Origin of the sequence: Sphingomonas sp. SAFR-052, assembly GCF_051965015.1 — a bacterium.
Classification (GTDB): Bacteria; Pseudomonadota; Alphaproteobacteria; order Sphingomonadales; family Sphingomonadaceae; genus Sphingomonas.
In genome coordinates, this window is record NZ_JBQCMO010000005.1 from 320,960 (window position 1) to 345,660 (window position 24,701).

General features: G+C 65.3%; 29 protein-coding genes, 1 tRNA gene and 1 pseudogene. 12 read left to right on the top strand and 19 right to left on the bottom strand.

Annotation, left to right across the window (positions count from 1 at the left end; translation table 11 throughout):
* Positions 1-129: 129 nt before the first annotated feature.
* A complete protein-coding gene (locus tag ACTHQV_RS11370) occupies positions 130-684 on the bottom strand; it encodes a type 1 glutamine amidotransferase domain-containing protein (protein ID WP_242116511.1) in 555 nt (184 codons plus the stop codon).
* Between the two features lie 105 nt (positions 685-789).
* On the opposite strand from ACTHQV_RS11370, the gene ACTHQV_RS11375 reads away from it, so the two are divergent.
* From ACTHQV_RS11375 to ACTHQV_RS11390, 4 genes are all read left to right on the top strand, one after another.
* Entirely contained in the window at positions 790-1,818 is a 1,029-nt protein-coding gene (locus ACTHQV_RS11375) for a DNA topoisomerase IB (protein WP_440490358.1), read from the top strand.
* Positions 1,819-1,827: 9 nt separating this feature from the next.
* Complete coding sequence (locus tag ACTHQV_RS11380; protein WP_440490360.1) at positions 1,828-2,979, top strand: mechanosensitive ion channel family protein; 1,152 nt, start codon at positions 1,828-1,830, stop codon at positions 2,977-2,979.
* Between the two features lie 125 nt (positions 2,980-3,104).
* Entirely contained in the window at positions 3,105-3,560 is a 456-nt protein-coding gene (locus ACTHQV_RS11385) for a MaoC family dehydratase (RefSeq protein ID WP_440490362.1), read from the top strand.
* A gap of 14 nt (positions 3,561-3,574) precedes the next feature.
* Entirely contained in the window at positions 3,575-4,753 is a 1,179-nt protein-coding gene (locus ACTHQV_RS11390) for an acetyl-CoA C-acyltransferase (protein ID WP_440490363.1), read from the top strand.
* Between the two features lie 62 nt (positions 4,754-4,815).
* Here the strand turns inward: ACTHQV_RS11390 and ACTHQV_RS11395 are convergent, their stop codons facing one another.
* Positions 4,816-5,904, bottom strand: coding sequence for a branched-chain amino acid aminotransferase (locus ACTHQV_RS11395; protein WP_440490414.1), 1,089 nt, complete (start codon positions 5,902-5,904; stop codon positions 4,816-4,818).
* Between the two features lie 58 nt (positions 5,905-5,962).
* Between ACTHQV_RS11395 and ACTHQV_RS11400 the strand changes: the two genes are divergently transcribed.
* Complete coding sequence (locus tag ACTHQV_RS11400) at positions 5,963-6,466, top strand: MarR family winged helix-turn-helix transcriptional regulator (RefSeq protein ID WP_440490365.1); 504 nt, start codon at positions 5,963-5,965, stop codon at positions 6,464-6,466.
* Between the two features lies 1 nt (position 6,467).
* On the opposite strand, the gene bla is transcribed toward ACTHQV_RS11400, so the two are convergent.
* The 6 genes from bla to ACTHQV_RS11430 all read right to left on the bottom strand — a co-directional run bounded on the left by bla (position 6,468) and on the right by ACTHQV_RS11430 (position 10,410).
* Entirely contained in the window at positions 6,468-7,322 is an 855-nt protein-coding gene (gene bla, locus ACTHQV_RS11405; protein WP_440490367.1) for a subclass B3 metallo-beta-lactamase, read from the bottom strand.
* On the bottom strand, positions 7,319-8,128 hold the full coding sequence (gene proC / locus ACTHQV_RS11410) for a pyrroline-5-carboxylate reductase (RefSeq protein ID WP_440490368.1): 810 nt from the start codon (positions 8,126-8,128) through the stop codon (positions 7,319-7,321). Before proC ends, bla begins: the two co-directional genes overlap by 4 nt.
* Positions 8,125-8,625, bottom strand: a complete 501-nt coding sequence (locus ACTHQV_RS11415; protein WP_440490370.1) for a YbjN domain-containing protein — start codon at positions 8,623-8,625, stop codon at positions 8,125-8,127. Before ACTHQV_RS11415 ends, proC begins: the two co-directional genes overlap by 4 nt.
* A 64-nt stretch (positions 8,626-8,689) precedes the next feature.
* Positions 8,690-8,986 (bottom strand): accessory factor UbiK family protein, encoded by a 297-nt coding sequence (locus tag ACTHQV_RS11420; protein WP_440490371.1) that lies wholly within the window; start codon positions 8,984-8,986, stop codon positions 8,690-8,692.
* A gap of 41 nt (positions 8,987-9,027) precedes the next feature.
* Positions 9,028-9,582: a TspO/MBR family protein gene (locus ACTHQV_RS11425; RefSeq protein ID WP_440490372.1), complete on the bottom strand. Its 555-nt coding sequence runs from the start codon at positions 9,580-9,582 to the stop codon at positions 9,028-9,030.
* A 39-nt stretch (positions 9,583-9,621) separates the two neighbouring features.
* On the bottom strand, positions 9,622-10,410 hold the full coding sequence (locus tag ACTHQV_RS11430; protein ID WP_440490374.1) for a TlyA family RNA methyltransferase: 789 nt from the start codon (positions 10,408-10,410) through the stop codon (positions 9,622-9,624).
* A gap of 179 nt (positions 10,411-10,589) precedes the next feature.
* Between ACTHQV_RS11430 and ACTHQV_RS11435 the strand changes: the two genes are divergently transcribed.
* A complete protein-coding gene (locus ACTHQV_RS11435) occupies positions 10,590-11,246 on the top strand; it encodes an RBBP9/YdeN family alpha/beta hydrolase (RefSeq protein WP_242116524.1) in 657 nt (218 codons plus the stop codon).
* Here ACTHQV_RS11435 and ACTHQV_RS11440 read toward each other — a convergent pair.
* The 9 genes and pseudogenes from ACTHQV_RS11440 to ACTHQV_RS11480 form a co-directional block, all read right to left on the bottom strand.
* On the bottom strand, positions 11,243-11,638 hold the full coding sequence (locus ACTHQV_RS11440; RefSeq protein WP_440490376.1) for a PIN domain-containing protein: 396 nt from the start codon (positions 11,636-11,638) through the stop codon (positions 11,243-11,245). The genes ACTHQV_RS11435 and ACTHQV_RS11440 overlap by 4 nt on opposite strands.
* A gap of 64 nt (positions 11,639-11,702) precedes the next feature.
* Complete coding sequence (locus ACTHQV_RS11445) at positions 11,703-11,861, bottom strand: AbrB/MazE/SpoVT family DNA-binding domain-containing protein (RefSeq protein WP_440490377.1); 159 nt, start codon at positions 11,859-11,861, stop codon at positions 11,703-11,705.
* A gap of 24 nt (positions 11,862-11,885) precedes the next feature.
* Positions 11,886-12,305, bottom strand: a complete 420-nt coding sequence (locus tag ACTHQV_RS11450; RefSeq protein WP_440490379.1) for a hypothetical protein — start codon at positions 12,303-12,305, stop codon at positions 11,886-11,888.
* Positions 12,302-14,224, bottom strand: a complete 1,923-nt coding sequence (dxs, locus tag ACTHQV_RS11455) for a 1-deoxy-D-xylulose-5-phosphate synthase (RefSeq protein WP_440490381.1) — start codon at positions 14,222-14,224, stop codon at positions 12,302-12,304. The genes ACTHQV_RS11450 and dxs overlap by 4 nt, the downstream gene beginning before the upstream one ends.
* 86 nt (positions 14,225-14,310) lie before the next feature.
* Entirely contained in the window at positions 14,311-14,781 is a 471-nt protein-coding gene (locus ACTHQV_RS11460; RefSeq protein WP_440490382.1) for a Fur family transcriptional regulator, read from the bottom strand.
* 40 nt (positions 14,782-14,821) lie between these two features.
* A complete protein-coding gene (locus tag ACTHQV_RS11465) occupies positions 14,822-15,145 on the bottom strand; it encodes a MerC domain-containing protein (protein ID WP_440490383.1) in 324 nt (107 codons plus the stop codon).
* Positions 15,146-15,772: 627 nt separating this feature from the next.
* Entirely contained in the window at positions 15,773-16,039 is a 267-nt protein-coding gene (locus ACTHQV_RS11470; RefSeq protein WP_242116531.1) for a UvrB/UvrC motif-containing protein, read from the bottom strand.
* A gap of 31 nt (positions 16,040-16,070) precedes the next feature.
* Positions 16,071-16,388 (bottom strand): annotated as a pseudogene (locus tag ACTHQV_RS11475) (DUF2218 domain-containing protein).
* Entirely contained in the window at positions 16,385-16,930 is a 546-nt protein-coding gene (locus ACTHQV_RS11480; protein ID WP_440490384.1) for a PadR family transcriptional regulator, read from the bottom strand. The pseudogene ACTHQV_RS11475 and the gene ACTHQV_RS11480 overlap by 4 nt, the downstream one beginning before the upstream one ends.
* 97 nt (positions 16,931-17,027) lie before the next feature.
* Between ACTHQV_RS11480 and ACTHQV_RS11485 the strand changes: the two genes are divergently transcribed.
* The 4 genes from ACTHQV_RS11485 (at position 17,028) to ACTHQV_RS11500 (ending at position 19,657) form a co-directional block, all read left to right on the top strand.
* Entirely contained in the window at positions 17,028-18,332 is a 1,305-nt protein-coding gene (locus ACTHQV_RS11485; protein WP_440490386.1) for a replication-associated recombination protein A, read from the top strand.
* On the top strand, positions 18,329-18,673 hold the full coding sequence (locus ACTHQV_RS11490) for an MmcQ/YjbR family DNA-binding protein (protein ID WP_440490388.1): 345 nt from the start codon (positions 18,329-18,331) through the stop codon (positions 18,671-18,673). The genes ACTHQV_RS11485 and ACTHQV_RS11490 overlap by 4 nt, the downstream gene beginning before the upstream one ends.
* Positions 18,655-19,536 carry a hypothetical protein gene (locus ACTHQV_RS11495; RefSeq protein WP_440490390.1) on the top strand — a complete coding sequence of 294 codons (882 nt, stop codon included), beginning with the start codon at positions 18,655-18,657 and terminating at the stop codon, positions 19,534-19,536. The genes ACTHQV_RS11490 and ACTHQV_RS11495 overlap by 19 nt, the downstream gene beginning before the upstream one ends.
* 47 nt (positions 19,537-19,583) lie before the next feature.
* Positions 19,584-19,657: transfer RNA gene (locus ACTHQV_RS11500), tRNA-Thr, on the top strand.
* Between the two features lie 128 nt (positions 19,658-19,785).
* Here the strand turns inward: ACTHQV_RS11500 and ACTHQV_RS11505 are convergent.
* Positions 19,786-21,084, bottom strand: a complete 1,299-nt coding sequence (locus tag ACTHQV_RS11505; RefSeq protein ID WP_440490391.1) for a cation:proton antiporter — start codon at positions 21,082-21,084, stop codon at positions 19,786-19,788.
* A gap of 146 nt (positions 21,085-21,230) precedes the next feature.
* Here ACTHQV_RS11505 and ACTHQV_RS11510 point away from each other — a divergent pair, with 146 nt between their 5' ends.
* Both ACTHQV_RS11510 and ACTHQV_RS11515 read left to right on the top strand, forming a co-directional pair.
* Entirely contained in the window at positions 21,231-22,688 is a 1,458-nt protein-coding gene (locus ACTHQV_RS11510) for a S41 family peptidase (protein ID WP_440490393.1), read from the top strand.
* Between the two features lie 110 nt (positions 22,689-22,798).
* The gene (locus ACTHQV_RS11515) at positions 22,799-24,181 is read left to right on the top strand and encodes a methyl-accepting chemotaxis protein (RefSeq protein ID WP_440490395.1); all 1,383 of its coding nucleotides are present in this window, start codon (positions 22,799-22,801) and stop codon (positions 24,179-24,181) included.
* Positions 24,182-24,214: 33 nt separating this feature from the next.
* Here ACTHQV_RS11515 and ACTHQV_RS11520 read toward each other — a convergent pair whose 3' ends face one another.
* Complete coding sequence (locus ACTHQV_RS11520; RefSeq protein WP_440490396.1) at positions 24,215-24,508, bottom strand: helix-turn-helix domain-containing protein; 294 nt, start codon at positions 24,506-24,508, stop codon at positions 24,215-24,217.
* Positions 24,509-24,701 lie beyond the last annotated feature (193 nt).

The following is a 24,701-nucleotide window of genomic DNA, read 5'->3' on the forward strand; positions in this document are numbered from 1 at the left end:
CTCTGGACCCCCGCCTGCGCGGGGGTACGGCAAATATGCGGCGAAGCGGGCGACTTTCGTAGAGGCACCGCCTTCCGGGTAATGACGAAAGTCGAAGGGCCCGGCGGAGGTTGCTCCGCCCCGCCCCGCTTACGCCTCGGCCAGTTCGCTCTCGATCGCCTCGATCATCGCCTTCGAAAAGGCGGGGATGTCGTCGGGCTTGCGGCTGGTGATGAGGTTGCCGTCGATCACGACCTGTTCGTCGACCACTTCGGCGCCGGCGTTTTCGAGGTCGGTGCGCACCGACGGCCAGCTGGTCACGCGGCGACCGTCGACGACGTCGGCCTCGACCAGCAGCCAGGGGGCGTGGCAGATGGCGGCGACGATCTTGTCATCGTCCATGAATTCGCTGACGATCTCGACCGCGCGTTCCTCCATGCGCATCTTGTCGGGATTGCCGACGCCGCCGGGCAGCAGCAGCGCGTCGAACTGCTCGGTATCAACATCGTCGAGCGTCAGGTCGGGCGTGATCGTGCGCGCCTTTTCACTGTCGTTGACGACGCCCTGGATCGGATCGGTCTTTATCGACGCGAGCGTCACCTGCGCCCCGGCGTCGAGCAGCGCCTGACGCGGATCGAACAGTTCGGATTCCTCGAACCCGTCGGCGGCGAGGATCAGCACGCGGGCATTGGCGAGGTCGGCCATCGGTAATCTCCTGTTACGGTCCGGCCCTAACCGGCTGGCATCGGCTGGGTTCCGGAACGAAGCGACGAGCCGAACATTGATCGGGTCACCTGCAGGGAAAGCCCGATGGAACCAGCCGAAGACGACCTGCCCTGCCCCGCCGGCTGCACCTTTTCCGATTGTGAGGCGGCGGGCATCACCCGCAAGAAGCTGACGCGCGGCTGGGGCTATTATGACGCGGATGGCGAACGGATCACCGACCGCGACGAGATCGACCGGCTAAATGCGATCGGCCTGCCCCCTGCCTATCGCGACGCATGGTTCTGCCCCGATCCCTCCGGCCATATCCAGGCGATCGGGTGGGACGACAAGGGCCGCAAGCAGTACCGCTATCATCCCGATTTCCGCGAGGCGCAGGAGACGGCGAAATACGACCGCTGTGCCGCGTTCGGCCATGCCCTGCCCAAGCTGCGCGCCCAGGTCGAGCGTGATCTGGCCAAGCGCGCGCTGTCGCGCGAACGAGCGGTGGCGGCGGTGGTGCGGTTGCTCGATCTCGGCCGGGTGCGCGTCGGCAACGAAGGCTATGCGCGGGTCAACAAGAGTTTCGGCGCGACGACGCTGCGCAAGCGCCACGCCAAGCTGACCGGTACCTCTCTGAAATTACAGTATAAGGCGAAGTCGGGGAAGCTCAGGGTACTGACCATCACCGATCGGTCGCTCGCCAGTTTCGTGCGTAAGTGCCAGGACCTGCCCGGCCAGCATCTGTTCCGCTGGGTCGATGCCGAGGGGGAGACGCATCCGGTCACCTCCAGCGACGTCAACGCCTATATCCGTGAGGCCATGGGCGGGGACTTCACCGCCAAGCATTTTCGGACATGGGGGGCCAGCGTGCTGGCCTTCACCACGTTGGCCGAGGCGGAGCAGGACATCAGCCTGAAGACGATGCTCGGTCCGGTGGTCGACGCGCTGGGCAATACGCCGGCGATTGCGCGCAAATCCTATGTCCATCCGCTGCTGATCGATCTGGTCAAGGACGGGCAGACCGCGTTTCGCGAGACGTTGCGCCTGCCCCGTTCCGCCAAGCATCTCAGCCGCCACGAACGCGGGCTGATCGCGCTGCTCGAAGCGCAGGCGAAGGTCGCCGAAGCCGCCTGAAAGGATCGCATGACCGTCAATAGCAGTTCGCCCGCCGCGACGGTCGAAAAGAGTTTCAACGCCGATCAGGCACAGGCGCAGGCGCGGCTGCTGTTCCAGGACAGCGCGCGGTGGATCGCGGACAACTGGTTGCAGGTGTTGGTGGCAATCGGCGTCGGCGCGGCGATCGTCGTCGTGCTGCTGGTCGTGCGGCGCTGGGGCGTGCGGCTGTGTCGTAACGACCGCGCCGGTTGGGGGACGGTCGCCGGACGGGCGGTGGCACGGACGAGCCTCTTCTTCATGGTGATGCTGGCCGCCAAGCTGGTCGATGGCTATGCCAGCGCGCCGCCGATGGTGACGGCGACGATCGAGTTCCTGTTCACCGTGGCGGCCGTGTTCCAGGCGGCGATCTGGGCGCGCGAAGTGATATTGGGCGTGGTCGAGCGACGGACGGCAAGCGACCATTATCATGGCGAGGCGCTGGCATCGGCGATGGGGCTGATCCGGTTGCTGGTCACCTTCGCATTATTCTCGATCGCGCTGATCGTCGTGCTCGACAATCTGGGGGTGAACGTCACCGGACTGGTCGCTGGGCTGGGGGTCGGCGGTATCGCCATTGGTCTGGCGGCACAGGGAATTTTCGCCGATCTGTTCGCGGCGCTCTCGATCATCTTCGACAAGCCGTTCCGGCGCGGCGACAATGTCAGTTACGACCAGACCAATGGGTCGATCGCGGAGATCGGGCTGAAATCGACGCGGATCCGGTCGATCACCGGCGAAGAACGGATCATCTCCAACAAGAACCTGCTCGACAAGGAGATCACCAACAACAGCCGGCGCGAGCATCGCCGTGCATCGTTCGTGATCGGCGTCACCTATCAGACTGATCCGGACACCTGTGCGCGGATCCCGGCGATGCTGCGCGAGATCGTCGAGGCGGAGCAGCGGGTGTTCGTTCGCTGCGGCTTTGTCGGCTTCGGCGCGTCGAGCCTTGATTTCGAGTTGATCTTCGATTCGCCGGGCGTCGATTATGCGGCCTTCTATGACGGGCGAACCGCAGTCGGCATCGCCATCCTGCGGCGGTTCAATGCAGAGGGGATCGAGATCGCCTATCCCACGCAGGTCAATCTGACGGCGCGGGCCGACGGATCGATCGTCGACCCTGCCGCTGCGGCAAGCTGAACTTTTCGAACATAGGGTTTGGGACGCAAGGACGTTACGCAAGCCGGTTTCCGGTTTGCGGTGTGTTGCCGCTTGCGGTTCGACCGGTCGTGCCGCTATGCTTCGCCCGAACGAGGGAGAGGTCGGTGACGGCGATCACGGCGGAGGCGATGGCGGAACGGATCGGCAGCGAATGGCTGTCCGACTGGATGACGCTCGACCAGGCACGGATTACCGCCTTTGCCGATGCGACCGACGACCATCAGTTCATCCATGTCGACCCGCAGGCCGCCGCCGTGACGCCGTTCGGGGGGACGATCGCGCACGGTTTCCTGCTGCTGTCGCTGATGCCGAAATTGGCGGCGGACAGCGGGATGCCGACGGTTTCGGACGCGCGCATGGAAATGAATTACGGCGGCAACCGCGTGCGCGTCGTCCGGCCGGTGCGGTCGGGATCGCGCATCCGCGGACGCTTCACGCTGATGGCGCTCGAACAAAAGCGGCCCGGCCAGTGGCAACAGACCATCGCCTATGCCGTCGAGGTCGACGGTAGCGACCAACCCGCGCTGATCGCCGAATGGATCAGCCAAATCTTCACCTGAAACCGAGGAACATCATGCGCTCAGCCGTCATCGTTTCGACTGCCCGTACCCCGATCGGCCGCGCCTATCGCGGGGCGTTCAACAACCTGCCCGCACCGACGCTGGCCGCGCATTCGATCCGCGCCGCGGTCGAGCGTGCCGGGATCGAGGGGGGCGAGGTCGACGATGTCCTGTTCGGCGCGGCGCTGCAACAGGGGCATCAGGCCGGCAATATCGCACGGACAGCCGCACTACGCGCCGGGCTGCCGACGAGCGTGTCGGGCATGTCGATCGACCGGCAATGCGCCAGCGGACTGATGGCGATCGCCACCGCCGCCAAGCAGATCGTGCACGACCGCATGGACATCTGTGTCGCGGGTGGCGTCGAATCGATTAGCCTCGTCCAGACGCCGCAGATGCGGGTCGCCGCCGACCCCGAATTGCTGGCGATGCACGGCGACATCTATATGCCGATGCTCCAGACCGCCGAAATCGTTGCCAAACGCTATGGCATTTCGCGCGATCGGCAGGATGAATATGCGCTCCAGTCGCAGCAGCGCACCGCCGCCGCGCAGGCGGTCGGGCTGTTCGATGCCGAACTGGTGCCGGTGACCGCGACGATGAACGTCGTCGACAAGGCGACCAAGGAAGTGTCGGCGCACGAGGTCACGCTGACCAAGGACGAGGGCAATCGCGCCGACACGACGCTGGAGGGGCTGCAATCGCTGAAACCGGTGATGGGTGAGCAGGCGGTCATCACCGCCGGGAATGCCAGCCAGTTATCGGACGGATCGTCGTCCTGCGTGCTGATGGAGGAATCGGTCGCATCGGCACGCGGGTTGCAGCCGCTCGGCCGCTATGTCGGCATGGCGGTAGCGGGGACCAAGCCCGATGAGATGGGCATCGGCCCGATCTATGCGGTGCCGAAGCTGCTCGAACGCTTCGACTTGGGCGTGGACGATATCGGGCTGTGGGAGCTGAACGAGGCGTTCGCGGTGCAGGTGCTGCATTGTCAGGACGTGCTGGGCATCCCCAACGACCGGCTGAACGTCAATGGCGGCGCGATCTCGATTGGCCACCCGTACGGCATGTCGGGCGCGCGGATGACCGGCCATGCGCTGATCGAAGGCAAGCGGCGCGGGGTGAAATATGTCGTGGTGACGATGTGCGTCGGCGGCGGCATGGGCGCGGCCGGACTGTTCGAAGTGCTTTGAGGATCGGGGGGCATTACACGCCCCTTCTCCCAACCCTCTCCCCTAAAGGGGAGAGGGCTTTTTTAGCCGATGCGTTGCATCCAGTTGTGGGGGTCGTTGCTGCGGCCGCGCTGGATGTCGGTCAGTTGCTTGAGCAGTGCCTGGGTGCGTTCGCCCGGCTGGCCGTCGCCGATCTGGAAGCTGAAGTCCGCCGACGACACCTTGCCGATCGGGGTGACGACGGCGGCGGTGCCGCAGGCGAATGCTTCGACCAAGCGGCCGCTGGCAGCGTCGGCCTGCCACTGGTCGATCGAATAGCGTTCCTCGCGGACCTCGATCCCCTGATCGCGCGCCAGCGTCAGGATCGAATCGCGAGTGATGCCGGGCAGGATCGTGCCGGTCAGCGGCGGGGTGAGCATCGTGCCGTCATCGAACACGAAGAAGATGTTCATGCCGCCCAGTTCCTCGACCCAGCGGCGCTCGGTCGCATCGAGGAACACGACCTGATCGCAGCCCTGCCGGATCGCTTCCGACTGGGCGAGCAGGCTGGCGGCGTAATTGCCACCACATTTGGCGTCGCCGGTGCCGCCGGGGGCGGCGCGGGTGAATTCTTTCGACACCCATAGCGACACGCTCTTCGCGCCGCCGGGCCAGTAGTTGCCGACCGCCGACGCGATGACGCAGTAGAGATATTCCGCCGACGGCTTCACCCCGAGGAACGTCTCGCTGGCGATCATGAACGGGCGCAGATACAATGCGCTACCCTCGCCCGCCGGGATCCAGTCGCGCTCGGCCAGCGTCAGTTCGCGGCACGAGGCGACGAACAGGTCGTCGGGCAATTCCGCCATAGCGAGGCGGTGTGCGGAGCGGCGGAAGCGGGCGGCGTTCTGCTCGGCGCGGAACAGCGCGACGCCGCCATCGGGCAGCGCATAGGCCTTCAGCCCCTCGAAGATTTCCTGCGCATAATGGAGGACAGCGGCGGCCGGGTCCATGACGATCGGGGCGCGCGCAGTGATCTTCGCGTCGTGCCAGCTCTTGTCCTCCGACCAGCGGATCGTCGCCATATGGTCGGTAAAGACGCGCCCAAAGCCCGGATTTACGATCCGCGCCGCCCGCTCGCTCGCCGCGACCGGGGTCGCATGGGGTTCGAAGGCGAAGGTCGGCTGCGTCATGGCGTCCTCATGGATGAATGCTTGCGGTGGACTAGGCCGGATGGCAGAAATGGTCAACATGACTGCCCCAATATCGCCCGCCCAGCCCATGGCCGCCTCTGCGCTGTTCCTGCGCGAGGCCGAGGTCCGGCGCGGGATCGAACTGCTCTATTTCGGCTACAGCCATTTAACGCGGACGATCGACGAGGAACTGGCGTCGCAGAGTCTGGGGCGGGCGCATCATCGCGCGCTGTATTTCATCGCCCGGCGGCCCGATCTGTCGGTCAGCGAGCTGCTGCGGCTGCTAGCGATCACCAAGCAATCGCTCGGGCGGGTGCTGAACGATCTGTCGGCGCGCGGACTGGTCGAGAGCCGGGCGGGCGACCGCGATGCGCGGCAGCGGTTGCTGAAACTGACGCCCGAGGGGCAGGCGCTGGAGGCGCGGCTGTACGAAATGCTGAACGCGAAACTTTCGCGGGCCTATTCGGGCGCGGGGCAGGATGCGGTCAGCGGATTCTGGGCGGTGCTGGAGGGGCTGATTCCGGCGGGCGACCGCGCAGCGGTGGCGGCGCTGGGGCGGTAGGTCAGCGCGCTTCGTCAGTCAGGCGCGTGTCGAGCCGCCGAGTCGCGGCGGCGGCATAGGTGCGGCAGCAGGTCCGGTCGATAAGCGGCTTGGTGCCCGCCAGTCGTTCGGCCATATCGCTCGCGCCCGGATGTGGGGTAAGGACGATATCGCAGGGCAGCGCCGCAACCTTGGCGATCGTCGCCCGCAGTCGCGCGACATAGGCCGGGTGGTCACGGAAGCGATAGCCGTCCGACGAAACAGCGGACAGGCTGTCCGCGAACACGATGGTGCGACAAATCCTGCCTTCGCAGGATCGCCACGACCAGCTCATGCCGTCGGGCGAATGGCCGGGGGTCAGATGCGCGGTCAGGCGAAGCGGGCCGAGCGTTACCGCCTGCCCGTCGGTGAGGATAGCGCCTACCGGCACGCGTTCGACCGGGGACAGGATAGCGCGTTGCGGGTCATCGGCGGCGAACCGGCCGCGCTCGATCACCTCGCGGGCGGCGGCGCTGGCGAGCAGGGTCGCCCCGGTCGCGCGGCGCAGCGCGGCGAGCCCCCCGGCATGGTCGATATGGCTGTGGCTCATCAGCAGCAGCTTCACGTCCTGCGGTCGGAAGCCGAGCGTACGGATGTTGGTGACGATCGAGGGCACCGCCTCGGCAGTCGCGGCGTCGATGACGATATGGCCCTTGGGTCCGGCGATCAGCAGCACGGTGATACCGCAAGTGCCGATATCATAGACGTTGCCGAAGACGCGGACCGGCGGCGCCGGATCGCTCCAGCCGTCCTTGCCCGCGCATTGCTGCGCGCGTGCGGCGACGTCGGCGCGCGGTGCTGGCGGTGCGGTGACGGCCAGCAGCGCAGCGACGATCATGCGTCGCCCCGTGCCGCCGCCGCCATCTCGGCATTGCGCCGTTCGGACGCGGCCAGCGTCGCGCCTAGCAGCTGTTTGAGCGCATCGCCTTCGTCGAGAACGTTCAGCCCCTGCCGTGTCGAGCCGCCGGGGCTGGCGACGCGATCGGCGAGCGTCGCGGGTGGCACGTCGGTACCGGAGGCCATGGTCGCCGATCCCTGCACCGTGGCGATAGCGAGCCGCTGCGCCTGATCGGCGGGCAGACCGAGCGCCGTGCCGGCGGCGGCGAGTGCGTCGATGAAGCGGAACACGAAGCCCGGACCGCAGCCCGACAGTGCCGTTACCGCGTCGAACAGCGCCGCGTCGTCGATCCATTCGACCAGCCCGAGCGGCTGCATCAACGCCTCGGCGATCGCGCGAGCGTCGGCATCTTGCCCATGCGAATGGAGTGCCACGACCCCCTGCCCGATCGCGACCGGCAGATTGGGCATGGCGCGCACGATCGTCCCGACGTCGAAGCGGCGGGCGAGCGCCGCTTCCTCGACCCCGGCGAGGATCGAGATCAGCAACGGCGCACCGGCAATGGCGGGCGCCAGATCGGGGGCGACGATGTCGAGCTGCTGCGGCTTGACCGCGAGCACGACGATCGCGGGACGCCCGGCCGGTGGCGTGATCGCATGGGTCACGCCCGCCGGCACCGCACGCGGCGTCCGCGTAATGACCGTGATCGCCGCCGGATCGACGCCATCGGCGATCCAGCGATCGAGCATCGCGCCGCCCATATTGCCGCAGCCGATCAGCCACAGCGGTCCGGACAAGGCGATCATGCCTCGCCCTGCGTCTCGATCATCGACGCGGCGATCGCTTCCTTGGGCGTCTTCCCGCCCCAAAGGACGAACTGGAATACCGGGTAGAAGCGTTCGCATTCGTCGATCGCGGCATCGATCATCAATTCGGCCTGATCGATGGTCAGCGCCGGCTCGTCGCCCAGCATCGCCGCGTGGCGATAGAGCAGGATGCCGCTCGACGACCATAGTTCGAAATGGCCGATCCAGAGCTGTTCGTTGATGAGGCCGATGGTTTCGTAGATCGCGCCGCGCCGTTCGTCGGCGACCCGAATATCGGGGAGCGCGAGGAATTGCAGGACGCCGTCCTCTCCGCGCCAGATCGCGCGGAGTTCGAATTCGGTCCAGCTCCCCTTCACGTTCGCGACGATCTCGTCACCGTCGCGCTCGTTTTTCCAACCGTGCGCCGCGAAATAGCGCTCCAGCGTATCGATCGGCACGGCGTCGTCGCCGTCCTCTTCCACTTCGTCCAATATCATCCCCAAGCCATAGACCCGCGCGCTCCCCCCGTCACGCGCCAAGGCGCGGGACGTGCGGCAGGTATCAGAGCGCGCCTTCGCCCGCCCCCGGTGCATCGGGCGACACCGGCTGGGCGACCGATTGCTTGGCTTCCAGCGCGTCGAGCCGGGCGCGCAGCGCATCGGCCTCATCACGGGCGGCGACGGCCATCGCCTTCACCACTTCGAATTCATCGCGGCTGACGAAATCCATGCCGCCAAGGAACGTCTTGGCTCGCTCGCGCGCTGCCGCCTCGCCCTCACGCGCCATGCCGGCGATGGTGCCGGCGGCGCCGTTCACGAACTTGGCGAAATCGTCGAACAGACAATTGTCGGACTGCATGGGAAATCCTTCCATTGGCAAGGGCGTGAAGCCGCCCGCCGTCAAAGTGCGATTTGGGTGGAATGGGCCGGCGGCACAAGGGTTTCCGCGTCGGGATTGCGCCGGTCGATCTGCCAGTTGAGCGCGGTGGCGATCACCAGCCACGCCAGATAGGGCACCAGCAGCCATGCCGCGAGCGGACGGATGCGACCGAAGGCGAAGGTCGTGGCGAGTGCGGCGAAGAACAGCGCGACGATCAGGATCAGCGCGAGGCTCACCTGATGCGCGCCGAAAAACAGCGGCGACCAGACGAGGTTCATCACCAGTTGCAGCGCGAACAGCGCAATGGCGAGGCCACGCCCGCGGGCGCCACGTGCGCTGAGAATGATCGCCAGCGACAGGCCCATCAGCACGTACAGGATCGTCCACACGACCGGGAATGCCCAGTTCGGGGGGCGCAGCGCCGGCAGGTCGAGCATCCGGTACCAGCCGTTATCGTCCCCGGCGACGACCAGCTGGCCCGAGGTGAAGCCGAGCAACAGGATGAGCGGCACGCATACCACGGCCCGCCGCAGGAATTCCGAACGCAACTGCCACTTCGACGCGATCTCGTTCATCCCGTCCCCCGGTGCCGGCCTCGCACCATGCGCAACCGTTCAGCCGGCAGTGCTTGCTGTGTGCGCTGCGTCATTGCAAGAGCCCGCGGCAGATTCGGGCGCGGTGGCAGCGATCAGGAACTCGATATTGCCTTCGGGACCGGTGATCGGGCTGCGATCGATGCCGATCACCTGCCAGCCGAGGTCGGTCAGCCATGCCGAGACTTCCTCGCAGACCCGGGCATGGATGGCGGGATCGCGGACCACGCCGCCCTTGCCGACCTCTTCGCGTCCCGCCTCGAACTGCGGCTTGATGAGCGCGAGCAACCGTCCACCGGGCTTCACGAAGCCGAGGGGCACGGCAAGCACCTTCGACAAAGCGATGAAGCTGGCGTCGCAGACGACCAGATCGACCGGCTCGGGGATATGCGCGGGCGTCAGCAGCCGCGCGCTCAATTGTTCGAGGACGATGACGCGCGGATCCTGGCGCAGCTTCCACGCCAGCTGGTTGGTACCGCTATCGACGGCATAGACGCGTGTCGCGCCGCCGGTCAGCAGCACGTCGGTGAAGCCGCCGGTCGACGACCCGACATCGATCGCGATCGCCTGCGCCACGTCCCAGCCGAAATGGTCGAGGCCGTGTGCCAGCTTCACCCCGCCGCGCGATACCCAGGGGTGATCGCGCCCGCGCACATCGAGCACCGCATCGTCGGGCAGTTGCTGGCCCGGCTTGTCGACCTTGCGATCGCCCAAGAACACCAGCCCAGCCATGATGAGCGCCTGTGCGCGGGTGCGGCTCTCGGCGAGGCCGCGGTCGACGAGCATCTGGTCCGCGCGTTGCTTTGCCATGGCATGCGCATGGCGCGAGTTTCGACTGGTCGCAACCCTTGATCCGTTGGACGAATGGCTATTGCCTATTCAATCAGTAGGAATATCTTGTTCATCGGAGGCTGACCCGGACCCGACCCCCTCCCTAAAGCTGACGGGTCAGCCTTCACTGTTTTGAACCGAACCGCAGGAGAGTGACGATGGCGCAGTTTTCGACACCCCCGACGGTGCTGACCGTGCCCGGGTTGAACGGCTCCGGGCCGTCGCACTGGCAGACTTTGTGGGAACAGTCGCGGCCGGATACGGCGCGCGTCGAACTGGGGCTGTGGTCGCGGCCGTTGCGCAATGCATGGGTGACGAAGCTCGACCAGGCGATCCGGCAGGCACAGGCGCCGGTGGTGCTGGCAGCGCATTCGCTCGGCTGCCTTGCCGTCGCATGGTGGGCGCAATTGTCGTCGCAACCTTATGGCTGGCCGGTTGCCGGTGCCTTGCTGGTCGCGCCGGCAGATGTCGATCGTCCCGGTGCACCGCCCGAATTGCAGGGTTTCGCCCCGACGCCGCGCTTCTCGCTGCCCTTTCCCTCGCTGGTGGTCGCATCGACCGACGATCCATGGGTGTCGATCGAGCGGGCGCATTCGATGGCAGTCGATTGGGGCAGCCATTTCGTCGATGCCGGCGCGCAGGGGCATCTGAACGCTGCCAGCGGCATCGGCTGGTGGGAAGAGGGGCAGGAACTGCTCGACCGCGTCATCGCCGCGTCGGGCGACGGCCATGGCCATGTCCGCCACCCCAGCGACGCGCGATCGGTGCTGGCCGTCAACGCGACCGAAGCGGCGCAGGGGCAGTTTCTGCGTTAAGCGAAGGGGTTGGCGACCTTCAGCCGGGCGTCGATCACGAGCCCGTGCTGAAGGTCCTCGCTCCTCAACCGCTCGCATCCCGCCGCCAGCGCGGCGGCGACGCTCATGCTGTCGTAGATGGCAAGGCGATAGCGTTCGGCGATCCGCAGGCCGTCGCGATGGATGGCGTCGGTCAGCGGGACCACATTGGCAGTAGCAAGACGGATCAGATCGATTCGTTGGCGGACGTCCGGCCACGCCACGCGTTGCTTGCGAAGCGAGACCGCAACAAACTCGTTCAGGCATTGAACGCTGATGATCGGCGTACCGTCTAGCAAGCGTTGCGCCGGTATCCGTCGAGGGTCGTCGGCGAAAGCGTAGAGCAAGATGTTCGTATCGAGAAACGCCGTCACCCGCGTGCGTTCGCCTCTTCGCGATCGAAGCGATAGTCATCCAGCAAAGGACGCGACAGGGCCGTCATCTGCGGCCAGACACCTGCCAATTCCGCGTCGCTGAGCCGCGTAGTCGAGCCACTCCGCCGAACCTCGACGTGTCGCCTTCGTGCAGGCCGAGCGTTTCGGCGACGTCGTCAGGAATGACGATGGCGAGCTTGTCACCGATCTTTTCGACCTTCACCGGGCTTCTCCTTCGAAAGAGAAATTACGCGGCGCGCGAGCCGTTGACAACCGACTGAAGGTAGACGGCTAGGTCGCGGACGTCCTTCATCGATGGCAGGTCGACCGGAGCAGCGGGCGTCGGCGGCACCAAGCCCAGCCGTTCCCACGCAGACTCGACCAGATCGGCAATCTCTTCGTCGTCGATCATCAAGAACCGGGCGAAATCGTCGTCGGGATGCGGAACGACACCCGGTCCGTAATAAGACGCAACCAATTCGCGGGTCAGCGCCGCTATCGGCGGCGAAACGCCATTATCGGCGACCATCGCGTCGAAATCCGCAGCGTTCCAACCCGCCCGATACGCCTTGGCCACGCGAAACCGCCGCCACATCCGCCAGTTGAACCAGCCGACCGCGACCACCGCCAGCGCGATGATCGCGACCGCCTTTTCCGGGCCGGTCATGCGCGGACTTCAGTCGCCCCGCTCTCGTTCCAGCGCAGTGCGCCGAGCACGGTGTCGACGATCTGCGGCGCATTGAGGCCAGCTTCGTCATATTGTTTTTGCGGGTTGTCCTGGTCCTGGAAGGTGTCTGGTAGACGCATGGTCCTCAGTTTCAGGCCGGCGTCGATCAGGCCGGAGTCGCTGGCGAAGGTCAGGACGTGCGCGCCAAGGCCGCCGACCGCGCCTTCCTCGACCGTTACCGCGACCTCGTGGCTCGTCAGCAGGCGGCGGATCATCGCTTCGTCGAGCGGCTTGGCGAAGCGCAGGTCGGCGACGGTGGTCGACAGCCCCTTCGCCTCCAGCGCGTCGGCGGCCTTGAGCGCCTCCTCCAGCCGGGTGCCCAGCGACAGGATCGCGATCTTGTTGCCTTCGCGGACCAGACGGCCCTTGCCGATCTCCAGCTTCTGCGGAACCTCCGGCAGCGCGACGCCGACGCCGTTGCCGCGCGGATAGCGGACCGCGATCGGACCGGCATCATATTCGGCGGCGGTGTAGGTCATGTGAACCAGTTCAGCCTCGTCCGCCGCCGCCATCACCACCATATTGGGCAGCGTGGCGAGATAGGTCACATCGAAGCTGCCGGCATGGGTCGCGCCGTCGGCCCCGACCAGCCCCGCGCGATCGATCGCGAAGCGGACCGGCAGATTCTGGATGCAGACATCGTGCACGACCTGGTCATAGGCACGTTGCAGGAAGGTCGAATAGATTGCGCAGAACGGCCGCATCCCCTGCGCGGCAAGACCGGCGGCGAAGGTCACCGCATGTTGTTCAGCGATACCGACATCGAAGAAGCGGGCCGGATGCGCCTTGGCGAACTTGTCGAGGCCGGTGCCCGACGGCATCGCGGCGGTGATCGCGCAGATGCGATCGTCGGTCGTGGCCAGCTTCGCCAGCGTCTCGCCAAAGACGTTCTGATATTGCGGCGGGCCGGCGGGCGCCTTCACCTGCGTACCGGTGATGACGTCGAACTTCTGCACGCCATGATATTTGTCGGCGGCAGCCTCGGCCGGGGCATAGCCCTTGCCCTTCTTGGTCACGACATGGACGAGGATCGGGCCTTCCTCGGCATCGCGGACGTTTTCGAGGACCGGAATCAGATGGTCCAAATTGTGACCGTCGATCGGGCCGACATAATAAAAGCCCAGTTCCTCGAACAAGGTACCGCCGGTCGCCATGCCGCGGGCGAATTCGTCGGTCTTGCGCGCGGCGGTGTGCAGCGGACGCGGCAGGCGGCGAGCGATCTTCTTGAAAGCCTCGCGGATGCCGAGAAATTCCCGGCTCGACACGATCCGCGACAGATAGGCCGACAGGCCGCCGACCGGCGGCGCGATCGACATGTCGTTGTCGTTGAGGATGACGACCAGACGGTTACCCGCCTGTTCGGCGTTGTTCATCGCCTCATAGGCCATGCCGGCCGACATGGCGCCGTCGCCGATCACGGCGATCCCCTTGCCCGGGGTGCCCGCGATCTTGTTGGCGACGGCAAAGCCCAGCGCTGCCGAGATCGAGGTCGAGCTGTGCGCCGCGCCGAACGGGTCATATTCGCTTTCCGACCGTTTGGTGAAGCCTGACAGCCCCCCGCCCTGCCGCAGCGTGCGGATGCGGTCGCGGCGGCCGGTCAGGATCTTGTGCGGATAGCATTGATGGCCGACGTCCCAGACGAGGCGGTCGGCCGGGGTGTCGAACACATAGTGGATGGCGACCGTCAGTTCGACGACGCCCAGACCCGAACCGAGATGACCGCCGGTCGTACCGACCGCGCTGATGGTTTCCTGCCGCAATTCATCGGCGAGTTGCCGCAAATCGCCGGCGGCGAGCTTGCGAAGATCGGCGGGCGTCTGAACGGTATCGAGCAGCGGCGTGCTAATTGGATCGGCCATCGCCCGTGCTTATCGCAGGTAAAGCACAGTGTCGATTGTTCGTGGCACCGCGCGCGGACAAAGCACGGCGATGCTTGCCTAAAGCGTCAGTCCTGCACCGATGCTGCACAGTCCGCGCACCGGCCGCGCACTTCGATCACCGGACGAACCGGCGTGAACCCGGCGCCGCTAGCCGCGGAGCGGACGCTGCCGGTGATGGCGTCGTTATCGATATGCGTCGTCTGCCCGCATTGATCGCATACGAGGAAGATGCAGTCGTGGATGCAGTCGGGATGGCTGTTCGCCAGATAGGCATTGGCGCTTTCGACGCGGCGGGCAAGGTTCGCGTTCACGAACAGGTCGAGGATGCGATAGACGCTGTTGGGCGCGACGCGCCGCCCCTGCGCCTTCGACACGGCATCGGCGATGTCATAGGCGGAGGCGGGTTTGTCGAACGAGGCGAGCACGTCGAAGATGCTGGCGCGCATCGCCGTCCATTGTTCGCCGGCCCGGGTCAGTGCCGCTTCGGCGGCCTTGTTCCATTCCGGGCCATGATGTTCGTGATGCTCGTGCGCCATTGACCCGAGATAAGCGCCGGTGCCAGTGGCGGCAAGCGGGTCAGCAGCCGGCGCGGCGGTTCAGATGGTGTCCGTACGCCAGCAACGCGACACCGCTCAGGGTCGCGATCGCTTCCGGCACGCCATGCGGCAGGGTCAGCGCCAGCGCCATGATCGCCAGCCCGATGCCACCGATCGCAGTCGGCAGGCGCTGTCCGTGGCGCAGATAGCCCGCCCCCAGCGCGACGATGCCGAGCAGCACCGCGAAGGCCAGACCGACTTCATGGATGGCGGGATGCAGCAACGCGCCGCCGACCGAGGCCAGCAACGCCATCACCGCGATCGTCGTCACGCAATGCACCGCGCAGAGCGCTGACAGCAGCATGCCGGCCCGATCGAGACGACCTTCGTGCAACCAGGTTCGGGCGGCGGGACTGCGCATCGCCGCCTTATGCCCCCGATCGCGCGAAGATACAACATAACGCTTCATCGAGGTCTGAACGCGGCGACGCGGTTTAGGTTCGATCGGTGGCGGTTAACGAATTGAAGGCAACGCTGCGTTACGATTATCCGTCGGCCGCGCCGTCGCCCCGGCGAAGGTGAGATCGTCGCGAACGTCCACCGGGCCGTGTCCCCGCGAAGGCGGGAACCCAGCGCCGGCGGCGCAGGCCTTCGCCGGGACACGGCTCTGGGTTCCGCCTTCGCAGGACCTCTGCGCAAGTCGGGCCGTCCATCCCAACTCGGTCGCACCCCGGCGGAGGCCGGGGTCCAGTTGGCAAGGCTTCTCGGTACGTTACGAACGCCTCCCAACTGGGCCCCGGCCTTCGCCGGGGCACGGGAGAGCAGTGTTGCAAAGGTCCCGCGAAGTCGGGAGTCGGGAGCCAAGCAACACAAACCGTGGCGCCTCGGGCCCTTGGGTCCCCGCCTTCGCGGGGACACAATGGGGTCGATTTTCGCATCGGCCTCCGCCCGCACTCGGATGCCATACGATCATGTGCAGGCGGACAGGACCCTACCGTTTGCGCGTGACCATCGGGTCGGGCTTTTTGGGCGGCTTCCACCCTTTGGGCGGTTCGACGCGCTGGCGGCTGGTGCCCAGCCCCATCGCGCCCGGTTGCTGGCGGGTCAGGCCGGCAGTGTCGGCAGCCTGTGCTGCTTCCTCCGCCGCACCGCCCCGCAACAGATTGATCCGGTCGCGCAGACGCGACGCGGTTTCGAAATCCATCGCGGCGGCGGCGGCCTCCATCTGCTGGCGCAGGGCTTCGATCGGGTCGGTCATGCGTCTTCAACGCACGAAGCCCGGCCGCGCCTCATCGCCAGTCGAAGGTGAGCGGCGCCTCGCGAAAGGCGAAGCGGTCGAGATGGCGAGCGACCGCGCCTTTCAATCCTTCGAGCTGTTCGGTCGAACTTGCATCGATACGAACGGTCAGCGCGTCGTCACCGGCGTCGAACGTCACCAGCGCGTCGGCGGGATGATCGGCACCGCGCGCATCGCGGGGAAAGACGACGGTGCCGTGGTTCGCATCATATTCGACGGTCAGGTTGTGCTGCTAATGTTTGCACAGTTGCTGCAGATACCGGCTGGCATGGGCGGTCGGGACGGTCGCGGCGGCGGTATGTTCGGTCACAGGCGTTCTACCTTCTGCGCGGCGTCGTCGAGGATGGCAGCGACGCGGTGGAGGGTTTCGGTGTCGACGTCGGGCGCGGACAGCCGGTGATGGATCGCAGCGCGCAAATTTGCGCGCGCGCGATGGATCGGGCCGGCATCGGTACGGGCACGGTGTTCGCCCAGCGCGGTCAGTCGTTCGAACAGTTCGCCGACCTGTGCCGCATCGGTCGCCAGTTGCGCGGTGCCGGCTTGCGTCACGGCGAACAGCTTGCGCGTCCCCTCGCTCGCCTGTTCCTCGATCAGGCGCATGTCGGTCAGCAGCGTCAACGTCGGATAGACGACGCCCGGGCTGGGCGCATAGGCGCCGCCGGTCCGCGCCTCGATCGCGCGGATCAGGTCGTAACCGTGGCGCGGCGTCTCGGCAATCAGCGCCAGCAGCACCAGCTTCAGTTCGTCCCCGCCCAGCACTCGGCCGCGCGGTCCCCGTGGGCCGCCATGCCGCCCGCGTCCGCCCATGCCCGGCCCGCCGGTCCATGAATCATATACCATTCCAAAACGCATTTCCATTCTCCGATATATCTTGAGATTTAAGATATATCTGGAACGATCGGATGCAAGTCCGGCTTTCGGCTTTTTTCGCGCACCCTATATTGCCGCCATGGCCGACCTTTTCGCCGACTTCGCCCCGCCCCCGCCCGAGACGCCGACCGGCGGGCCGCTTGCCGACCGGTTGCGGCCAAAGACCCTGGCCGAAGTGGTCGGGCAGGATCACCTGACCGGACCCGATGGCGCGATCGGCCGGATGGTGGCGGCGGGAAAGCTGTCGTCGATGATCCTGTGGGGGCCGCCCGGCACCGGCAAGACGACGATCGCGCGGCTGCTCGCCGACGCGGTGGGCTTGCGCTATGCCCAGATTTCGGCGGTGTTCTCGGGCGTCGCCGATCTGAAGAAGGTGTTCGCCGAAGCGCGCGACCATGGCCGGATCGGCAAACGCACTTTGTTGTTCGTCGACGAGATCCACCGCTTCAATCGCGCGCAACAGGATGGTTTCCTGCCCTATGTCGAGGACGGGACGGTCACGCTGGTCGGGGCGACGACCGAGAACCCGTCGTTCGAACTGAACGCGGCGCTGCTCAGCCGGGCGCAGGTGCTGATCCTGCACCGGCTCGACGCGACCGCGCTGAACGAATTGCTGACGCGGGCCGAGGCGGCGGAGGAACGCCCCCTGCCCCTGAACGACGCGGCGCGTGCGGCGTTGGTGGCGAGCGCCGATGGCGACGGGCGATTCCTGCTCAACCAGGCGGAGACGTTGTTCTCGATCCAACTGCCCGAACCGCTCGACCCGGCCGGGCTGTCGGCGCTGCTGCAACGGCGGGTCGCGGTGTATGACAAGGACCGCGAGGGGCATTACAATCTGATCTCGGCGCTGCACAAATCGCTGCGCGGATCGGACCCGCAGGCGGCGCTCTATTATCTGGCGCGGATGCTGACCGCAGGTGAGGAACCGCTATACGTCCTGCGGCGACTGACCCGCTTTGCCAGCGAGGATATCGGCCTCGCCGATCCGCAGGCGCTGGTGCAATGCCTCGCCGCCAAGGACGCCTATGACTTTCTCGGCAGTCCCGAGGGCGAGTTGGCGATCGTGCAGGCGTGCCTGTACCTCGCGACCGCGCCCAAATCCAACGCGGCGTACAAGGCGCAAAAGGCCGCTTTTGCCAGCGCGCGCGAAACGGGGTCGCTGATGCCGCCGCCATCGATCCTGAACGCGCCGACCCGGCTGATGAAGGATATCGGCTATGGCAAGGGCTATGCCTATGACCACGACCATCAGGACGGGTTTTCGGGCGCGAAGTACTGGCCCGACGAGATGACGCCCAAGCGCTTCTACGAACCGACCGGGCGCGGCTTCGAACAGCGCATCGCCGAGCGCATGGCGTGGTGGGACGAACGGCGGCAGGCATGAGGGACTGGGCGGAGGTCGTCGCGATCGGCTGCGCGCTGCCGGACGTCGAGCAGGGCAGCAGCTATGGCAAGCCGGCGCTGCGGTTTCGGGGCAAGACGCTTGCCGGCACGACCGCGCCCGATCCGGGCAGTTTCGTGCTGCATGTCGCCGAGGGCGAGAAGGAGATGCTGATCGAGACCGATCCGGCGACCTTCTGGGAAACCGATCATTATCGTGGCTGGCCGGTGGTGCTGGTGCGCTATGGCACCGGCGCGGGCGACCGGATCGCGACGTTGTTGCAGCGGGCATGGTGGGACCGGGCCACGGTCACGCAACGCAACGCTTGGGGCGAACGGCCCTGACGCGGCGCTTCACCCGGTTTGCAGCGATCGACTGGTCGGGACAGGCGGTGGCGCGGCCGAAGGGGCTGGCGCTGGCCGAGGTCGGCGATGGCGGGCCGGCGCTGGTCGGGAGGGAGGGCGGCTGGTCGCGGGAGGCGGTGCTCGACTGGATGATGAAGTTGGCGGTGGCGCGCGCCGATATGCTGATCGGGCTCGACCTGTCGCCAGCGCTGCCGTTTCTCGATCGGGGCAGCTATTTTCCGGGCTGGGCCGGATCGCCGGGCGATGCACGGTCGCTCTGGGCGATGGTCGACCGGATGAGCGCGGACGACCCGTTTCTGGCGGCGTCGTCGGTGGTGGCGGACGCGGAATTGTCGCGCCATTTCCGGCGGCAACGGGCGTGCGGCGACCGGTTCGGAACCGGGCGCGGGCGGTTGCGGCGGTGCGAGGAACGGCAGTTGCTGGCGGGCCTTTCGCCGACCAGCTGCTTCAACCTGGTCGGCGCGGCGCAGGTCGGGAAATCTAGCCTGACCGGCATGCGGGTGCTGCACCGACTGGATGCTTCGATCCCGGTCTGGCCGTTCGATCCGGTGCCCGATAGCGGGCCGGTGATCGTCGAGATCTACACCACCATCGCCGCGCGGGCGGCAGGGATACGCAAGGGGCTGAGCAAGCTGCGCGATCCCGCGTCGCTCGATGCAGCATTGATGATATTGGGCAGCGCGGCGCACCTACCGATCGCGCGCTATGACGATCATGCCACCGATGCGCTGCTGAGCGCGGCATGGCTGCGCGCGGTCGCGGGGGACGCCGGATTGTGGGCGCCGGAGGGGCTGACGGCGGAAGTCGCGCGGACCGAGGGGTGGACGTTCGGCGTGCGATAGCTGCCGGCCGTTGTGCTCGCCGATCGTGCTTGGTACAGGGCGAGTGTGCCCCGTTACGTTAATGGTAAACGGCTTCCTTTGTAACGAAGAGACGCGGGTTCGATTCCTGCACGGGGCACCACGGGTTCCACGAAAATGCTTGCGATAACAGCACGGTAGGCGACAATAGATGGGAACGGTTCAGCCATTCGCTCCCTCAAATCGCCGCGATTGAAGCCGAACGAACGCGAACGGTAGCGGCCGACACAGTCAGTTTGCCGGTCCCTGCAAACCGGGCGGCGCCACCCCCTTCGCATCTGGATCGACTCCGCGACGCTCGTCCAGCGACCGCATGATCGGCGTAACCGTAAGGCCGTGAAGCAGGATCGAGAACAGCACGATAAGCCCGACGATCGCCCACAAATGGGCCGCGTCACCGACGGGCATATGGTTGATCCCATACGCCAAGTAGTAAATCGACCCGACACCGCGGATGCCGAAAAAGGAAAGGGTCAGCTTCTCGCATCGGTCGCCGGACCAACCGAGCAGGCCGATCCAGCCGGTAAGCGGCCGTACGATTAGCAGGATCACCAGCGCCACCACGCCATCCGTCCAGCTAATCGGCGTCAGCAGTCCGCTTACCAGCGCGCCGCCGAACAGGATCAGCAGCACCATCATCGCGAGTCGCTCGATCTGCTCGGTGATGGCGTGCATCTCGTCCTGAAACTCGTGGTCGCGGTGCGCGCTGCGAAAGGTGAGTGCCGTCACGAACACTGCGAGGAAGCCGTAGACGTGGCATATCTCGGTCACACCATAGGAAACGAACGTGGCCGCCAAAGCGATCAAACCATCGCCGGTTCGAGCAAGCTTCGTTTCGGCAGGGATGTGGAAGGTCAACCAGCCGAACACCCGGCCCACCAGCCAACCGCCGGCGATCCCGCCGACGATCTCCCACAGGACGCGGTAGCTCAACCATTCCGTCAGCCACGGCTTGCCTACCGGGGCGGCGACGGCCAGCAGTATGGCGAGGTGGACGAACGGAAACGCGGCGCCGTCGTTTAGCCCCGCTTCTGACGTCAGCCCGAAGCGTACCTCATCTTCATCACCCGTCTTGGGAGGCCCTACCTGGACGTCGGACGCCAGAACCGGATCGGTCGGCGCCAAACTGGCGGCCAACAGCAGCGCCACAGCTAGCGGCAAGCCCAGTGCCGCCATGCCCAGTCCGGTGATCGCCAGGATGCCGAGCGGCATGGTGATCGCTAGCAGCCGCCACGTGATTGACCATCGATGCCAACCGAACACGCGATCGATTTTGAGGCCTGCCCCCATCAAGGCAATGATGACGACGAACTCGGCGAACCGCTCGGTTATCTCCGGGTACAAATACGGCAATGGCCGCAGTTTCACCTGCGGCAGCAGAAAGACCGCACCTCCAATACCGATGCAGACGATCGGCAGTGACAACGGCAACCGCTTCAGCGCCAATGGCAGCCACGCGACCAGCGCAATCAGCAAACCGGCGCCGGTCATGATCAGGATGTAGGGATCGGGGGAAAGGCTTTCCGTCATGCATCGCTAACGGCTGACGAACGGCGTTGGCCGCAGAATGCTTCTCTGGCTTTGCAGCCGATAGCCAGGTTCGAGGGGCACCTATCGTGTCAGCGGTTGAGCAGAAAGCGCAAACCCTCCATGCTCAACGCGGGTGGAGGGAATTCATGCTCAAGCGTATCGCGACCATATTGCTTGCCGGCTGCGCACTGTCTGCGGCCGAGGAGCCATCGAGGAACTGGGCCAATATTGCCCAGAGGGACGCTCAGGCATTCCATGATGAGATCGCTGCGAATCACCCCGGACCGTTGAACCGTCTCGATCCCGACTTCTCGAAGCGCAACGATGCAAGCCTCGCGCTGGCGCTGCAGCGGGCTAAACAGGTGCGAACTTACGGTGGCTACATCGGCGTGATGCGGGGCTACGTTGCCAGTTTCAATGATGGACACGTCTCCATCGACATACGCGACCCGGAGCCGCTGCCGGTGTCATGGCCGGGCTTCCTGACAGGGTTCGACGAGGCTGGACGGCAAGTCGTCCGTACGCAGGCAGAGGGCGTTGACGTCCCCGTTGGGGCTCAGCTGCAACAATGCGACGGCATTCCGGCGGACAAGCTGGCCGCCCGGAACGTCGGCGCATTCCGAGGTCGGTGGGAACTGGTCAGCCAGCGAGCAACGCAGGGCGGGCGCCTATTCCTCGATACGGGTAATCCCTTCATAGCCCGACCCAAGCGTTGCCGCTTTCTGGTCGACGGTAAGCCGCAGGAAGTCGACCTCGCGTGGCGCGCCCTTCCCGACGGTGAGTTTCAAGACCGGTTTGCGGCAACCGCCCCTCGTGCACGGCCTGACTTTGCTTCCCGGACGCTCGCGGACGGCACACGCTGGTACACCATGCCCAGCTTCGACAGCGACCCAAGCGGCGTTGCTGCGAAGGCTCTCGCGCCGATGATTGCGGAAATGAAGCGTGATCGGGCAGCCGTCGCCAATGCACCGCGCATCGTACTTGATCTGCGAGGAAATGGCGGTGGCTCCTCGGATTGGTCGCAACAAATCGCTGTTCTGTTGTGGGGAAAGGCGGCGGTGGATGCTGCCGACAATTCATCGACGTCGGTTGAATGGCGTGCATCGCGCGGCAACTTAGCGGCCATGGAAACCTATAGAAGAGAATGGCAGGGCTCGGCTGACGTTTCGCCCGAAGCAAAGGCTTGGGTCGATCGTATCGCGCAGGGGATGGCCGGCTCTATTGCAAAAGGCGAGCCGCTTTGGCGCGAGAATGACGAGCCTGCAGCGCAGTCATCCGCTGCGGCCAAACCGGTGTCAAAGCCGGCCGCGAGGGTATTCGTCCTTACGGATTGGGGCTGCGGCTCCGCGTGCCTTGATGCCGTTGACCTGTGGACGGCGATGGGTGCGACCCACGTCGGTCAAGAAACAAGCGCTGACTCGCTATACATGGACGTCCGAACGATCCCCCTCCCCAGCGGCTTTGCCGGCGCCGTCGTGCCTATGAAGGCTTACCGTGGCCGGCCTCGTGGCTCGAATGTGCCCGCCAAGCCGCGGTATCCGTATCAGGGCGATATGCGGGATACCGGGGCGCTGGAGAAATGGATCGCGGCACTGCCGTCCTGAGTCAATCGCAGCGAGCCACGAACAGATTCGCTCACCCGCCAATCGGATAGTTGAGCCGGTAGCCCTTCGTTAAGCATGATTCCTTATGGACGTATGCGAAAGGAGATGCCGTGGAACTCGATCGCACGATCGCTGAGGCCGCCCGTCGATCGGGCGAGCTTGGCATCAGGACGCTGGACTTGCAGGCCGACATTTCGGAACTGGCCACCCGCGTCACCGCGCAAGCCGGTACGATCGACGATCTTGGGTCGCAAACGAACGTTCTCGTCCGGGACGCGAACAACGTGTCAGTCGTCGCGCAGGAATCACTGGACGCAACGACCGGGGCGAATAGCCTGCTGGCAAACTCGCAGCTGCAAATCGACACTGCGATGGGGGACGTGCTCGATCTGATCGGGCAAGTCAGCCTGATCCACGAAAGCCTTGGCGCCTTCACGGCAGCGCTGGAGGACGTCGGGAAGGTAAGTGCCTCGATCGACGCTATCGCCGGACAGACAAAGCTCCTCGCGCTTAACGCGACCATCGAAGCTGCCCGCGCCGGTGATGCAGGACGGGGTTTCGCAGTGGTAGCCAGTGAAGTGAAGAAGCTAGCCCGCGAGACGGCGACAGCGACCTCGCGTATCAGTGCGTCAATCAACGCCCTAACCTCCCAGGCGGCGGCCATGCTGGCACGCGTTGATCTGGGCGTTGCGAAAGCTCGCTCAACTCACGATGGAACGCAGGACGTTAAGGCCCGAGTAGCGCAGATCCGCCTCCTTATGGACGGGCTGCAGCACAACAGTGTGACCGTGAGCGATAAAGTCGCTTCGATGGCGTCCGCCGTCGACGGGGTTCGGATCGGTCTAGATCGGCTAGCGGAAACCTCGACGGACAATGCTACGGGGCTACAGCGCCTGTCCCAGCGCGTCACTTCAGTCAGCGACGATACGAATGACCTGCTGCAAGTGCTAGCCGAAAGCGGGGCAGATATGCCAGATCGCCCTTACATCAACTTTGCCGTGGAAGCGGCGACACAAGTGTCGAGAGGACTAGCCCAAGCCGTCTTGAGCGGCACGCTGAACGAGGCTGCCATCCTGAGCGATGCCTACAGTCCCGTTGAAGGCTCAGACCCGCCGCTCTTTACTCACCCTGCCATGGCGCTGATCACGAAGCTGGCGCGTCCGCATCAGGAAGCTGCGCGAAAGTTTCGTGGGTTCTTCGGCATGAGCTTCACCGATCGCCGCTGCTTCGGGGCAGTCGCCATGCCGGAGCGCTCCCTCCCCCAACGCCGCGGCGAGAGAGCATGGAACGAGGAACACTCACGTGCCGGCCTGTTCTTCCATTTCCCTGACACCGCCCAGCAGGTGAAGATCACGAAACCGTTCTGTCTCAAGGCCTATCGGCGCCCGTTGGCAGACGGCGGCGTCGTTCTGCTGAAGCAGGTCATTGCGTCGATCAACGTCAACGGCACGCACTGGGGCGTCCTCCAGTTGGCGTACGAGGATCAAGGATAATCGAACCCTTCCAGCCGGAGGACACGGCGCCCCTTACAGGTTCATCGTCAGCTGCTCTGGCTTCACATATCGCGGAGGCGTCTCGTACCCTTCGGATGCGAGACGCCGTATCGATGCGACCTGCACGAGGCGGCGACGACCGAGCTTGATCGTATGGATCTCGCCGGCGTTGATTAGTTCGTATAACCGCGTCCGCCCTATGCCGAGCATCGTAAGAGCATCATTGACGGTGACCGTTAGCCGGTCACGATTAGATACCTGATCGGTACGATTACAATTCATAATCCATCCCTCCATCAGAGGGTTGGCAGATCCTCCTTTGAACATCAGTACTTTAGCTGAAACTCAGCTGACTAACAACTACGCCTGTTGAATTTCAAAAAATCATTCTGTCGGACACCGTCCGACATCTAAGTACTGTTAAACGCTAAACATTTTCACCGTGAGCTGCCCCCTTCTGAGTGGTCCATCGACTATGACAGTCTGGACCAAGGAAGGGACAACGAATGCCTTCGAAGAA